This window comes from bacterium, assembly GCA_013360195.1.
Lineage (GTDB): Bacteria > Electryoneota > RPQS01 > RPQS01 > RPQS01 > JABWCQ01.
In genome coordinates this window covers 1-15,100 of sequence record JABWCQ010000012.1, presented here as the reverse complement: position 1 = coordinate 15,100, position 15,100 = coordinate 1, and the positions used below count along the sequence as shown (strand labels likewise).

Sequence of the window (15,100 nt, the reverse complement as noted above, 5' to 3'; positions counted from 1 at the left end):
AATGATAGACCTCCGCTCCGATACAATCACCAAACCGACAGCCGCCATGCGGCAGGCCATGGCCTCAGCTGAAGTCGGTGACGACCAGTTCGGCGAAGACCCGACCACAAACCTTCTGCAGGAACGTGTTGCTGAGCTATTCGGCAAGGAAGCCGCGCTGTTTTTTCCGACCAGCACGATGGCCAATCAATGTGCCATTCGAACTCTGACGCGTCCGGGCGATGAAGTCATTGTGACTAAGGATGCACACATCGTTCTGTATGAGGCGGGCGGAATCCCGGCTAACTCCTCGGTGCAGCTGCAGCAGGTCGGCGAAAACGGCAGATTTACTGTCGAAGAATTTATTGCGAACATCAAAGGCTTTGATTTCGACGTGAATCCGCCGACCACAGTCGTATCCGTTGAGAATACACACAACCGCTCAGGCGGAACTATTTTCCCGCAACCTGAACTCAGGCGAATCTGCAGTACTGCCAGGGAACGGCGGATTCACTCGTATTGCGACGGTGCGCGAATCTGGAATGCGTCAGTAGCTTCCGGCATGCCGCTGGCCGAGTTGGCGGATCCGTTTGATTTGATCTCTGCCTGTTTCTCCAAGGGACTGGGCTGTCCTGCCGGTTCGATTCTTGTGGGGAATTCTGAACTGATAAAGCGAGCATCGCGATATCGCCGGATGCTTGGAGGAGCCATGCGTCAATCGGGCATCCTTGCCGCTGCCTGTCTCCATGCGCTGGAGTATCACATGGAACAGTTGCACAACGACCATGCAAATGCGCGGAAACTCGCCGAATTGCTGTCCGAATCTGCGCTCATTGATCTCAATCCCTCCAATGTGCAGACGAATATCATCATTCTTGATATCAAGACTCCGGCACCCGACGCAAAGACCATAGTCTCAAAGGCGGAGCGGATCGGCGTGCGCTTCTTCGATTTCGCACCCCGTACCATCCGTCTCGTGACCCACCGCGATGTCACAACGTCTCAGTGCATCGAAGCCGCCAAACTGATTCGCAAGGCGATTGAATCATAGACAATGGTATATAGCTGCCTTGCTGGTCGCGCTTTCATTGCGGCTGTACGGGCTGGGTGACGAGAGCCTCTGGCTCGATGAACAGCACACATTGGGTTTGATGAAAAAAGGTTGGAGCGGCATTACTGCGGACGCGACGCAGGGGCCGCTCTTTCTATTGCTCGAAAAGCTGTTCACTTCGGTTACAGGTCTTTCCGAATCCGGCCTCCGTGCAATTTCGGTTGTCTTCGGAGTGGCCTCGGTAAGCGCGCTTTACCGGCTTGCATTGTTTCTGTTCACTCCCGCCGCTGCTTTGTGGGCTGCATGGCTGATGGCCGTCAACCCCGCGATGATACATATCAGTCAGGATGCGCGTCCATATGCGCTGATGCTCTTTCTCGCGTCAATGTGTGCGCTCTACGCTCTGCGTTCGGTAACTCGAGGCAATCTGTCTGACCGTGTTGCCTTTGTGCTTTGCGTCGCAGCCCTCGTTTACACTCACGCGTTCGGAGTGTTCATCTTCCCAATGATTCTTGCTCTCTGGTGGCTGCACTCGAGACAGGGACCGATGGAGTATCGCAAACTAATCTGGCCGCTGGTGGCAATTCTTCTGCTTTGCCTGCCGCAACTGTTGATATTCGGCGAACGGTTTCTCACCAAAGCCGGCGGAGGAGAGGTCGCGCTCTGGATTGAAGAACCGTCCGTTGCCACCCTGTTCGCCGTGCCATATCACTTCTTTCGCTTCCCGCTCCTTGCAGGGCTTCTCGCACTTTTCTTCGTAATTGGAGTCTATCGAAGTGTTGCTCGCCAAAGCGTTCCGGTTTGGAGCATCTCAGTCTCCACACTCTTCGCGATTGCCTTCGCCTTCCTGCCGTGGCTGACCTCTATTCTCTTGACGCCAATCTTCGTCTTTCGCTATGCGACTCCCGCCGCTCTGACATGCTTCTTGCTCCTTGGATTTGCCGTCTCGGAATCGAAGCCGCGGCACCGCATCGCGCTTGCTGTTGCGCTGTTTCTCGTCTCCCTGTTTCCTCTTCACAGCTATTACACTAAGCTCGACAAGGAGCCGTGGAATCGTGTCGCGGATGTGCTTGCCGAGCCCGGGCATTGTCCCGACATCATTCTTGCTGACCGCAATTACATCGCAAAGTGTGTGAAGAACTACCTCCCGGATGAATTGGACTCACGCATCGCCGCATCTGAATCCGGTGAACCCTTGCATATCAAACTGCAATCCGTGAATACAGTCGTTCGCGTTTCGGCCTACAATTCTGAGTCCAACTCGCCTGCCGTTGCCGCCGAACTGAATGCAAACTGGCGGAGGACGGATTCAATCGTCTATCCGCCCGAATCTGATGTCAATCCCTATGCGGTAAGCTGGGTTTCTCCGATTACTCTCTCATGGTGGACTCGCTCGGAGGAAAGTCAACCATGACCTCGAACTCTCTCTGGCTCTTGTGCCTGCCGCTCGCGACCTACGTGACAAGCTACCTCTATCTGGCCTGGTATCACGGCTCACCGTGGTTGTGGAACACGATTGTGCACGAAAGCGGTGCATTGACACTTCTGCAGACGGTCTTCTATGCCTCGCACTTTGCAGGCCACATCCCGTCCTTGACCGTCATTGCGATTCTATTTTGTGCATGGTTCAGTGTGCTAACACCCAACGCGGCACAGCGAACACTCAGCCTGCGCTGGCTGCTGTCCTCCGTTGGTTTCGCTCTCGTTTGTCTGCTCTTCAGCTTCTCATACTTCGGTTTCGATGAAACTCTGGCCTATCTCACCTTGCAGAAGCAAAGTGAAGTGCGTTCCGAACCGGGCGGTTCCTATCTCCTGCATCTGCCCAGCACACTATCTCTGGTGATTCTCATTCCGCTCTATATCTCGGCTGTTCTGCTTCTTTTTCGCCGCCCGCTGATTTGGAACAGCCGCCGCTTGCGGCCCATTCTTATCACAACAGCCGCGGCAGTCTTGTTTGCTTGGCTTCTGACTTCATCACTGGATCAGCTGCTTCATTCGCTTGAGGACCCACGTTATCTCGCCCACAGCGTCCGCGAACTTGCCACATTTCCTCTCGTGTTTTTTCCGCTGCCGCTCGCCTTGTGGCTGGCCGGTACACAGCCTGAAACCAGCCGTCGTTCGCAGAACTTACCGAAAGGAATTGCGGTGCTCTTGCTCGCCGCACTTCCTCTCTTGTCCATTCAAGTTTTGATACCTCTGCAGGCGGGGATTGACAATCTCGCACAGCAGCCCGACTTCGCCCATGACGGCCTGTCTATCAACTACCTGCTTGCGTCGCACTACTTTGAGCATGTTCTCGACACCATCTTCTTCACATTGCTCTGCTTCGCAATAATACCCCCGAGAGGAGGATTCTGGACCTATTCCTCCTCTTATAATTAGACAATTTCTGCCTCATTTTTAGTTTATTTTGGACATAAACGGAGGAGACCAAGTCACACAGCGGCCTCAAACTGACAGATACCTATTATTTATGCTTGACTGCTCCCGATTGCTTTCCGATATTGTAACTGGAATCGGGACTGCCGCATAACCTATTAGTCCTTTCAGTCTTGCGCGTCTGTTCGCCGCTGTTGCGACCACACTCCCAAACTCACCGACGTGCGCGATTACAGCGTCCCCGATCCCAGATCTGCTTCAACGATGGACTTGGGTCGATCGTGGGGTGGCAATACCCTTCCACCGAAAGAAGTATCCGATGATGAACAAATTCAGATGGCTCGCTAACGAGTTTTTCGCAGCCTGTTGGGAGACTATTAAACTCCCGTTCTGGCTGTTTGGGGTGGGTTGGAGGCGCTTGATGGCATTTGGCCCCCGTCGTATCGGGCTGGTGCTCTTTGCCTCTTCCATCGTCGTGGCATTTTCGCTGCTGTTCTTTGTCAAAGTGACGTCGCAGCCCTCCTTTTGCAAGTCCTGTCATGTCATGGAACCCTATTTCGAAGCGTGGGAAACCTCCACTCATGCCAATGTGACCTGCATCGAGTGTCACATTCCTCCCGGCTTCGAAGGAACGGTGCATTCGAAATTTCTGGCCGTCTCCATGGTCGCCAATTACTTCACGGGCGTGTATAAGCGTTCTAAGCCGTGGGCTGAAATTGAAGACAGATCCTGTCTTCGTTCAGGCTGTCATGATACCCGCTTGCTCGAAAGCACTGAAGACTTCCGCGGCGTGAAATTCGATCACAAGCCGCACATCGAGGAACTCCGGCGCGGCAAACAGCTGCGCTGCACCTCATGCCACTCCAACATTGTTCAGGGTGAGCATATTTCCGTCAACGAGTCTGCCTGCTTCCTCTGTCACTTCAAACCGGACACCTTGGGATTCCCGACTGACTTGGCGACGTGCACCAACTGCCACAATCCGCCGACAGGAGTCATGGCAGCCGACACCAGCTTTGACCATACGGAAATGCTCGCGCGTAAAGCCGACTGCTCGAGTTGCCACGCGAGTGAGGTTGCAGGCGATGGATTCGTCCCGCGTGAACGCTGCAATTCCTGCCATGCCGAACTGCAGCACATCGAGCGCTACAACGACGTCGAGTTCGTGCATCAAAAGCACGTGACCGACCGCAAAGTCGAGTGTACCGCCTGCCATATTCAGATTCGGCATGGCAAGGAAGCTGTCGCATTCGCCAGCGCCGAGCGCACGTGCAGTCAGTGTCATGGCAAGCCGGATGATGCAATCGAGAGAGTGTGGCGTGGGGACCTGCCCGGAATTCCGCTCAGTCCGTCCTCAATGGCCAAGGCCGGCATGGAGTGTGAATCCTGTCACGTCGGCGATATTCATTCGTCGGATGGCAATCACCCCGACCCTGTCTGCACTCCGTGTCACGATGCCGGCTATGACAAATTGTGGACTCGCTGGGACGAACCGATTTACCGCCGCATCAAGGAACTGGAATCACGTGCCGCCTCGCTTGATACGGCTTTGCGCGATACGATGCGGCTGGCTCTCGATATGTACAGGCGCGGCAATCCATTGCACAATCCGGAGATGATTGAACTGCTCTCCGCGCGCATTGTTGGAACCGAAGTTGCTGGCGCGCAGTCTTGCAATTCCTGCCACCCGGCCGCCGGCGATGCCGTGGTGATGCACGGGGGCAACACCTTTGATCACCGTAAGCATGCCACCGTCGGGAAATGCGAAACCTGTCACTCCGTCGCAGCCGAGTCGCATGGAAAACTGCTGATGTCGAAAAATGACTGTAACAGTTGTCACCATCAGCCCCTCGTAGATAGTAAGGCTAAGTGTGAGTCCTGTCACACGACTCAACTCAACGTGTTCAATGGAAACGTGCCGCAATTCGCCGGTGCCGCGCCGTCCTTCAAGGCGGATTTGGAGTTCGCCTGCACCGATTGCCATGAAGCGACCGGTAACAAAGTCTCTCGCGATGTTGCTCCGCTATGCATCGGCTGTCACGACAATGCATTTGGCGATACCTTGACTCAGTGGCAGACGGACGCCCGTAATATGACAAAAGCTATCCATAACGCGCTCGCCAATTTCAAACCTGGCAGCGAGAAACATAGGCAATACCAACAATTGGCAGACCTGCTGCAAAAGGATGGCAGCGCTTCTGCCCATAACCCTCAACTGTTTAAGCGGTGGTTCGAAGCCATCGGAGCTGCCCAATGAACTCCAAAAAAGACAAAAAAACTGCCGCGAAAGGAGACCCCATGACCACCGTAGGAACACGCGTTGTGAAGACAACCCGTGCGGACGGGGTAATGGCCCCAAGAGTGAACAGTGATTCACCACAAGGGCTCCTAACCCTCTCCGAAGCTGCAGAAATGCTCGGACGTGTTCATCGTACTACTATTATGCGATGGGTCCGGGAAGACCGTCTCAAATGCGTGCGTTTGTCACGCAAAGTGATTCTTTTCGAACGCGACGAAATCAATCGCTTCGTTCGTGAACATCGCGCTGCCGGTCAGTAGGCAATTTGTGGCCATCTAAGCCGTCAGACAGCCCAAAATAACCACTATTAAAACGAAATAAGCACCCATTATACTTAATTGCACCAACAAAGACGGCGAAACGGACTAATATATCTAAATTTACGCCTCCTTATCCACATATCCATAATCTGACAAGACTGGTCTGTATCATTAAAAACTAATGACTTGAGATTTTGACGGATTTTGTGGATGGGTCACCAAGACCCGTTTGAGCCTTGCCGTTGGAATGAAAATTGTTTACAATACCTGCAGTAACTTGCTAATGACCCAAGTTATCGCAGTCGAGTTGACAAATGAAATTCCGGAACATTCTTATTCATTTTAACCGATCTTCGACCATTACGCCGAAGGCGCATCACTGCCCGCTTAATCTGACCAATATTATCCATTATATGTAACCCCTGACAGCTACGCTGGCAGGGGCTTTTTTTTCGGACTATCCGAAGCAACCATTAACGGGAAGAGGACCCGATAAAGGATGCAAACTATGAATCGTAAGAGACTACACCCAGCAACGTTCATTCTCCTAAGCCTGGTGGTTATCGTGCTCGCATTTGTCGGCTGCGAAGGAGACCAGGGACCCGCAGGTCCCTCCGGACTTAATCCGGATTCACCGCCCATCATCACCGCAATTGTCGCCGCGCCCGATAGCGTCGGTACAGGCGAGAGCACGGTGCTCTTTGTCAGCGCCTACGACCCCAATGGCGACCCCATGACCTATCAGTGGACTGCGGCCTCCGGCACGCTCTCCAGCCCAACGGCGGCCGTAACGAACTACACTCCGCCCAGCGGCATCGGCCTCTATGAAATTTCCGTGACTGTCACTGACAACGATGGCAGCGTCAGCGGCATCGTTCGCGTCGGTGTCAACACCTACGTGCCCAGCGTGACCCCGAGCTTCCTCGGTGACAACGCCAATCGCTGCAGTCACTGCCATCAGGCTAAGGTCGAAGGGTGGGAATCCACGCACCATGCCGAGGCCTACGCTTCGCTCGTGGCTTCAGGTGCGGAAAACAATCCCTATTGCTTGCAATGCCACACCACCGGCTGGGACGACATCGTCGCGTTTGACGGCACCGTCATCACCCCCGGCGTGGACAACGCGGGCTACGATGACTTCCCGAATGTCAATCTCCGCAATGTCACATGTGAAGCCTGCCACGGCCCCATGGGTCCGGACTTCTCTTCGCACGAACCGGACATTGAGCTTGTCGTAACCGGTGAGACCTGCAACCGCTGCCACTCTCAATATGAAGAGTACGAAACTTCCGGCCACGGACAAGCCATCGAAGTTGCCGGCGGTATCGAAGAGTTCAACACGGAATTCAATCGCTCGTCTTGCAACTTCTGCCACATCTCCGAAGGTTTCATCAAGAAGTGGGATCCGGATTGGGCGGACCGTGCGGTTCCTGCTGAGGGCTATCAAGTCTCTTGCGCGACCTGCCACGATGTGCACTCACTCGACGAAGAGAACAACCCCGCATATCTGCGCGGCCTGGATGCCTTCCCCATCGTCTATGCCGGTCCCGATCATCCTGACACACTCTGGATTCCCGATGAAGAGCAGGGCTACCTGAGCTTTGGCAAAGGCCAGCAGTGTGCACAGTGCCACCACGCTCGCCGCAACGAAGCCAACATTATCGGTCAAATCAACAACGGCAGCGCACACCCCGGACCGCACGGCAGCTGCCAAGCCGACATGGCTATCGGTCGCGGCTCCTATGAAATTGCGGGCTACACCTATAATCGTGAATCCGTGCACCAGCCCGACGTGGAAATCGGCGAAGCCTCGCTCGAGAACATGTGCGTGACCTGTCACGTTCACACAATTCCGGGTGATACTCCGGGACACGATTATCATGGACACAGCTTCGCACCGCAGGTGCAGGCCTGCAACCAGTGCCACGCCACGCCCAACGATTTCGACTATCGTGGTCGCCGCACCGAAATTCAGAACCTGATGAATCAGCTTCTGAGCATGCTCCCGAACGACGGCACCGAGCCGCTCTTCACCGCGACGGAAACAACCCGCGAGCAGCGCGAAGCCGCGTACGCCTGGTTCTTCGTGAATAACGAAGGCTCGATGGGCGTGCACAACTACACTTATGCGCTTTCACTGCTGAACAATGCAATTGACTACCTGACTCCCGGTCAGCCCCTCTTGCAGGAACAGCGGAGAATGGCTTCCCGTAAGTAAGCCTTGAACAAGAGCGGGGCGGATGTCTCTCGTCCGCCCCGCAAATTCCTTCTGTCTCGCCGTTGTGAAGTTCTCTTTGCAATGGCGAAACTCCATCTAAAAATCGCACTCTCATGCGAAAATTCAAGTCACGGCAGGCGCTATTCCTGCTGACCATTCTCCTCTTTCTGGTCGTATCCGGAGTTCAATCGGCGTTTGCTTTGAACTACTCCGGCCGCTTCGGAGTATGGTCATATGTTCGCGATGACTCCGTGGACCGGGTTCAAGTCGTTCCCTTGCTGAGTCTGAATGTTCACAAATTCGGCGGCGGAGACTGGAACTTCGAAAGCACTTTGCGCGGTTTCGCAGAATATCAGAACGGTTATGCCAACAGCTCTGGGACAGCACGGGTACACCGCGCCGTTCTCATCTGGAAACCCGAAGCGTCCAAGTGGGATATTCGCTTGGGACAGCAATGGGTGACCGAAGGAATCGGCCGCGGCAACGTGCTCGGATTGTGGAGCAACTACAAGTTTAACCGCAAAACCGACCTCCGTGTTTTCGGCGGTTCTCGACTCAATTCATCACTGAGTCTTGATCAAGAAAACCCCGACGGCGGATGGACAGGCGGACTCAATGTTCGCACACGCTTCGGGAAACGGCAAATCGGTTTGTCTTACTTCTATGTTAGCAAAGACGGCGATGTGATGTTCAACGGTCTCGGGCTTGACTATCACTGCACGTCCCTGAAGGACTTGACCATGCGCGCACGTCTGCACATGAATCTCGAACAGTCAGCCATCGAAACCGGTCAGATTACCGCCTACTGGCAGACCACCGGAAAACTCATGCTGTCCGCCGACCTGCGCACTCAAACTCCGCGTATTTTCGAAGACTCCTTCTTTGCCACGTTTTTGGAAGAGTCCAAGACCAATTCCGCACGCCTCGGCGCATTCTGGGAGTTCGACGAGGATGTATATCTTACCGGCATGGGCTACACGATTTTCACCGAAGAAGACATGCTCTATAAGGTGCGGGCTGGCATCGGCGACGAAAAAGGGGAGATCGGTTATACTCATTGGCTCTCCGCCGGCGAAGGTGACATGGACGGCTTCTACGGTCAGACTCGATATGACATCAAGCAATTTGAGGTCAGCCTCGGATTTGATTATTCTCGCGGCTCCAACAGTGAAATTCGTCCCAACACCGAAGCACAAGTCATCTATGGCGGATTGGATTGGTCAATCACTCGCATGATAAATCTCGGCGGCCGTATTGAGCACTTGAAAAATCAGTACCACAACGAAGACTGGCGCGCACTCTTCTCGCTCGTCACTCACTTCCGCTCAGCCGTAAGGGGTGAACAATGATGCGTCTTCTGCTCATACTGACCGTCGCGTTCACCGCCTCGGCCTTCGCGGATGGCGAGTTCGCTCTGGTCGGCTCTGATGGCAGACTTCCGTCCGCCTTCAAACATTCCCTGCACGCCGATATGGAGTGCATCGCCTGTCATACCGGAGTCGAAAAGAGTAATGCTGGCACGGACAATCTGCTTCCGCTCTGGTCTGCTTGCGCCGATTGCCACTCTCCTGAAGACGTCGCCAACAAGGGCGTTGCCTTGGGTGAGCAAAGGGAGGGCTTCATCTTCAAGTACATCGGAGACTACAGCCCCGTCTTCCGCCATCAGCGGCACATCGAAAAAGCCGGACTGGAATGCAATACCTGTCATGCTAATCTCGATGAGCCCGTGAGTCATTTCCCGAAGATGGCCGACTGCATGGAGTGTCACACCAACCGCTCCGTCAACCGCGAGTGCAAAACCTGTCACCTTCCGGGCGAAAAACTCACTCCCGCTGACCACGATATCATGTGGGCGCAGCGTCACGGCATTGCGGCCTCTGCCGACGATGCTCAGTGTATGATGTGTCACATCAGCGGCACGAAACTCGACTGTCAATCTTGCCATCAAGGCGATGCGGTCATCAATCCGCATCCGCGCAACTATCTGAACAGTCACGGTCAGGATGCGCATTTAAGCGACTTCCGTTGCGGAACCTGTCACGAGCAGCGCAGCTTCTGTATTGACTGCCACCGTGACATGAATGTGCTGCCCGCCGACCACTTCCGCCCCGGCTTTGTCACACCGAACGGCGGCACACACGGCGAAGCGGCAGAGTTCGATCTTGAATCTTGCATGTCCTGTCACGATACACCAAATGTCGAACCGACGTGTGCGAGGTGCCATGCGCAATAAATTAGCATTCCGATTCCCCCCCAGTCCTCTGGGGGGGCATGGGGGGGTAAAATGTCTAAGCATCCTCCCAATTTTAATAACATGTGTGAGTATGCTCTTCATCTCCTGTAGTGAAGATCGCGTCACCTCAAGCTACAATACCCATCCCGTAAATTGGATGGATCCCTATAGTGAGGACTGGCACGGAACTGCAGCAATCGGCAGCAAAGGTGAAAGCTGCTTAGGTTGTCACGCTGTTAATGGCGCGGCACAAAGCTTCGATAACGGCCCCGTGGTGGAAACGCCTACTGCCGCCGCAGCATGCTACGATTGTCACGGCTACCCGCATCAGGCAGACGTAGCAGCGAGCCATGTAACGCGGTTCGAGACCCTGGAAAACTGGAACACAATCTCCAGTTGCCAATCCTGTCACGGTGTGGATTTCGCCGGTGGTCGAAGTGGTGCAAGTTGCAAAGAGTGTCATGTTCAATCCGCAGGCCCCGCCGCCTGCAACACTTGTCACGGACTTCCGCCGACGGCTGAGCATCCGCTTGCCAATCGCAATCCCGGCGCGCACGAGGCGCATTCCCGTTATAGTTGCCGCGAATGTCACAATCGCGTCCGTGATTTGACTCACATTGACATACTTCCAGCCGATGTTGCCTTCGTGGATGCGCGCATCTCAACGGCCAACGGCTTCCCTGCATCCTATACAAATCCGAGCAATTGCGCCACCTGGTGTCACTCCAATTTGCATCAGGGCGACCCCATTGTTGCCGTGTCTTGGAACACCGGACAGACGTTGACTCAGTGCCGCTCCTGTCACGCGGTTCCGCCCACGGCGGAATTTCACCCGACCGATATGCGCTGCCATCTCTGTCATCCCAATGTTGACCCCAACTCGAATTACAACGACGCGAATCAGATTCGCTTCCTGCCGGGTGACACGTTGCACGTCAACGGAGTCATCAACGCGCTGTTTGAATAGCTTTCGCCATCTGCCTTGACAAAATAAAGCGGCCCGACACACTCCAGTGTCGGGCTGTTCGTTGATTTCCCCCAGTCCTCTGGGGGGATAATGGGGGGTAAAATGTTAGGCAGGATCGAGACGTAATAACGCATTGTCATCCTGAACGAAGTGAAGGATCTCGTCAAGCACCACGCAAATCCCAAGCGCATTCACGATGCAGCACACCTTGTCATCCTGGAAGGAACTCTCTAAACAAAGTCGAGATACAAAGCGCAACACAAACCATTACTAGAAAAACGCAATAGTAACTCACGATGTAACGCGCATTGTCATCCTGAGCGAAGTGAAGGATCTCGTCAAGCACCACGCAAATCGAAAAATCACACTACCGGCGGCCTCCGGCCGTCTTCGCTCTGCGCTCCCCCCAAAATCTGCCGCAGTTTTGGGGGGGACTAAGGGGGGCGACAAGGGGGGGCCCGCCTTTCTAATTTCCTAACCAAAACCCACGAAGGAAACGCAACTTACGAACCAAATCCCTCCATTAACTTAACTCTAAAAGTGTCCCATTTCTTCTGACGACCAACAGTGTACCTGAATCCAACAGAAATGCGCCAATTCCCGCACCAGGTGGGTGTGAAAGCAATGCCCATGCTTCAGGTGCATTGATGTCTCCCATCGCGTTCTCTGTGTCGTGGAGGTTCCACTTGTCTCCTGTGGCCAGTTCAGGGGCAATGTATTGATTTGGTGAAGCAACGTAGTCGTAGTTTACCGCTGACAGCTCTGTCAATCGCCTTAGCAAAGTGTATTGCTCCTCGATATCACACTTGCTCCAACTGACAACGCGCCATAGGTTACCAACATCTATCTGCTCTACAACACCGCCACTCTCGCCGACCTTAGAAAGAACTGACGTTTCTAACGACGGTGAGACGAGTTTGACTATTAAGTGGTTAATGCACGCATCGTTTCCTGATTTTAACCTGCCGATGCGGGGTGGGTTTATCCAAGCAGCTTCTACGCTTGACAACAAGAGTAGGAATAGTAACACTAATTGCATCGTTAATCCCTCCTGAATGAGTCTTGATTCATTGGTGAATCGATCATAACAAATCTTAGGCTTAGTGCTCCAAGCTACTTCTGAATGACCAGTTTCTTAGTCACTGGTCTCGATCCCAATAGGCTAAGCCTTAAAAAATACACTCCTGACGCAAGATCATAGAGTGACATTGAGTATAGATTGCTGTTTGCCAAGGTTTTCTCGTCTATTGCGAATACCCGTCTTCCAAGAAGATCAAAGCAATCAAGCGTACCTGATGCTGTACGTCCGGGAATAATCAGCCTAATGCGTGCATTTGAATTCGCCGGATTGGGAAATACGAGAAAGTCGCTTGATACCAATGTTGGTTCGGGGAGCTGTTCTATCACGTTTGTTGCGGCCCTCTGCCTATAATACCATGCTCTAACAGCAACATTGTCATATCTCAATACCTGCCCAAAGTGACCAGTCCATGAAATGAGGCCGATCACGTTTTCCTGTGGGAAGAGCCCCGCAAACGTGATATCGTGTCCATGATCCTCTACAACAAACATGCTGTCCAAGACTCGGCTACTTTTGACCGCCAAAGTCGAGTCGCCCCAAGAACTGAAAACATAGCCGGAATCATCTCGGCTCGTTTGGATTGAATCAAATGACTCACCGCCATCCGACGAGAAGTGGTACCATGATTGCGGCGGACCATCGATAGAAAGCCTAAGACTTAAGTCTGCTGTAATCTCCCCTGATGTCCACATTTCGCGAATCCACTCTCCTACGCCCGGAATATTAGGCGAGTAAACGTGCGTCCAGTTCTCTCCATAATCTACTGTTTTCCAGATATTGGGGGTTCGATTTTCAAAGTTAAATTCGCTGTAGAGGAATGCTATATTCGAATGATCGCGCGAACATATGAAACGAAGTGTCTGTCCCGGCGGAGCTGGGTTTGGGATGGAAACCCAACTCAGCCCTCCATCAACAGAGCGGAATAGTGTTTCGACATCGGAAGCTATGTATAGAAGGTTGCTGTCGGCTGATGACGGTGTCAAAGAATATAGGTATGATGGATTCAGGCTTCCGAGACTATCCACTTGTCCAGAGGGCCATTCCCAGCAAAAAACTGCTCCGTTATAGCACGCTACATATACGGCCGTTCGAGAGGGATGCTCTGCGAGAGATGAAACACCGGACAAGAAAGGTGTTGATATCCAGAATGTACCTGAATCTGGGCTTACATAGAGTGCTTCCTCGGAACGGGCATATATCAAGCCGGGCTCATGCTTTGAGAACCAGTACCTACCGATTTCACTACCCTCCAAGGTCACTTGAAAGGTTTCGCCGTTGTTATTTGTCACTAAAGCGGCCTCTGTCAAAAGAAGAGCAAATCTGGCCGAGCTTTGCCCCAGTTTCTGTATTCGCCATGCGCTGACTGTTGCTGCTCCGCACAGGTCCGGTTGCCAACTCTCCCCGCCATCTGAGGAACGGTATATGTTATTCAATATGGGAAAACCATGTATTGCAACCAAGTCTGAAGAGTCTTGATTCACGTAGGTTACGCCTCCCCATGCGCCGACTTCTATTGGGAATTCAATTCGGTCCCATTGTCCCAAGTAATTTGTCTTCACGAAACCTCGATTGGAGGTCAAGATAGCAGATAATTCGTTCTGGGGGTTGACTTCGACACCTTCAATTGACTCGACCCCTGCTGGGAAAGTCTGAACCCAATTCTGACCCAAATCCGTGGTTCGATATGCTCCCGAATCCGTAGCCGCAATCCAAAGGGTCTCCCCATTTATTACGGCAACGTCACGTACAGTACTTGCTTCAATAGGTGCATCCAATGAGTCAAAAGATAGTGTACCTGCTTCGGCAAAGTAAATGCGCTCTCGAACATACACCCAGAGCCGACCAAAACTATCCTTTTCGATACGCCCATTTCGAGCTTCCGGTAATCCATCTGGTAAAGCTTGCCACTCCTGACCAAGATTGGTGGAAAATCTCATGTACGGCGATTGCGAACCACAAACAAAAAGCAGCACCTGGCCGTTTACTCGCGAAATCTCTATCGAAGAAATCGTCGTGAATTGAGGTCGCGCAATTGGAATCCAGCTCCGCCCGAAGTCACCTGACAAATACAAGTCACCTGTATCGACAAGCAGAAACAGGGTATCTGTTTCCTCCAATTGCTTAAGCTCATGAAAGCGGTCCGGTAAGCCACGAATAAGAGACCACTGCTGGGTAAAAGCAACTTGGATCGCCCCCAACAACAAAACCGCGAACCCCACCCGCTTCAAAAGATTGAATACAGATAGAATTCGCGTCATCTTCGTGGTCTCCAAGTTTAGTTTGCCCGCCAGTTTCCCAAGACCTGCTGTCAAGGTAGCGTTTGCCACGGGGATTGTCAAGAGAACAACTCTTCTTTCCCCGTCAGCAGCCCCGCACGTCGTCCCCCTTTCTAATTTCTCATTTCTTATTCCTAATTTCCCGCCTCCCCCACGCCTCTCGAACTTTCCCTCTCCGGCTCGTAAGTCCAATGCCAATTTCCCCTAATCCAAGATTGCACAAATGTTTATAGAAAATTGTATTTTTTACCACAAACGCTTGACAAACGTTCAATCCATATGTATATTATGCACAGCTAACCGACCAAAGCCCGACTGACCCCCCGCTTACTAGTGGTGGGTGGCCACGACGGCCCC

The 15,100-nt window shown here is 53.0% G+C and carries 11 protein-coding genes; 9 read left to right on the top strand and 2 right to left on the bottom strand.

Annotation, left to right across the window (positions count from 1 at the left end):
* Position 1 precedes the first annotated feature (1 nt).
* From HUU59_09590 to HUU59_09550, 9 genes are all read left to right on the top strand, one after another.
* Positions 2-1,030, top strand: a complete 1,029-nt coding sequence (locus tag HUU59_09590) for a threonine aldolase family protein (protein ID NUO19687.1) — start codon at positions 2-4, stop codon at positions 1,028-1,030.
* Positions 1,020-2,444 (top strand): glycosyltransferase family 39 protein, encoded by a 1,425-nt coding sequence (locus HUU59_09585; protein NUO19686.1) that lies wholly within the window; start codon positions 1,020-1,022, stop codon positions 2,442-2,444. The genes HUU59_09590 and HUU59_09585 overlap by 11 nt, the downstream gene beginning before the upstream one ends.
* Positions 2,441-3,412: a hypothetical protein gene (locus tag HUU59_09580; GenBank protein ID NUO19685.1), complete on the top strand. Its 972-nt coding sequence runs from the start codon at positions 2,441-2,443 to the stop codon at positions 3,410-3,412. The genes HUU59_09585 and HUU59_09580 overlap by 4 nt, the downstream gene beginning before the upstream one ends.
* 319 nt (positions 3,413-3,731) lie before the next feature.
* Positions 3,732-5,666, top strand: coding sequence for a NapC/NirT family cytochrome c (locus tag HUU59_09575; protein ID NUO19684.1), 1,935 nt, complete (start codon positions 3,732-3,734; stop codon positions 5,664-5,666).
* Complete coding sequence (locus tag HUU59_09570) at positions 5,663-5,968, top strand: helix-turn-helix domain-containing protein (protein ID NUO19683.1); 306 nt, start codon at positions 5,663-5,665, stop codon at positions 5,966-5,968. The genes HUU59_09575 and HUU59_09570 overlap by 4 nt, the downstream gene beginning before the upstream one ends.
* 508 nt (positions 5,969-6,476) lie before the next feature.
* Complete coding sequence (locus HUU59_09565; protein NUO19682.1) at positions 6,477-8,186, top strand: PKD domain-containing protein; 1,710 nt, start codon at positions 6,477-6,479, stop codon at positions 8,184-8,186.
* Between the two features lie 113 nt (positions 8,187-8,299).
* Positions 8,300-9,535, top strand: a complete 1,236-nt coding sequence (locus HUU59_09560; protein ID NUO19681.1) for a hypothetical protein — start codon at positions 8,300-8,302, stop codon at positions 9,533-9,535.
* Positions 9,535-10,419, top strand: a complete 885-nt coding sequence (locus tag HUU59_09555; GenBank protein ID NUO19680.1) for a hypothetical protein — start codon at positions 9,535-9,537, stop codon at positions 10,417-10,419. The genes HUU59_09560 and HUU59_09555 overlap by 1 nt, the downstream gene beginning before the upstream one ends.
* 157 nt (positions 10,420-10,576) lie before the next feature.
* Positions 10,577-11,386, top strand: coding sequence for a hypothetical protein (locus HUU59_09550; protein NUO19679.1), 810 nt, complete (start codon positions 10,577-10,579; stop codon positions 11,384-11,386).
* A 523-nt stretch (positions 11,387-11,909) separates the two neighbouring features.
* On the opposite strand, the gene HUU59_09545 is transcribed toward HUU59_09550, so the two are convergent.
* Together HUU59_09545 and HUU59_09540 are read right to left on the bottom strand one after the other, a co-directional pair.
* On the bottom strand, positions 11,910-12,425 hold the full coding sequence (locus HUU59_09545) for a hypothetical protein (protein NUO19678.1): 516 nt from the start codon (positions 12,423-12,425) through the stop codon (positions 11,910-11,912).
* A 74-nt stretch (positions 12,426-12,499) separates the two neighbouring features.
* The gene (locus HUU59_09540; GenBank protein ID NUO19677.1) at positions 12,500-14,794 is read right to left on the bottom strand and encodes a T9SS type A sorting domain-containing protein; all 2,295 of its coding nucleotides are present in this window, start codon (positions 14,792-14,794) and stop codon (positions 12,500-12,502) included.
* Positions 14,795-15,100: the final 306 nt, after the last annotated feature.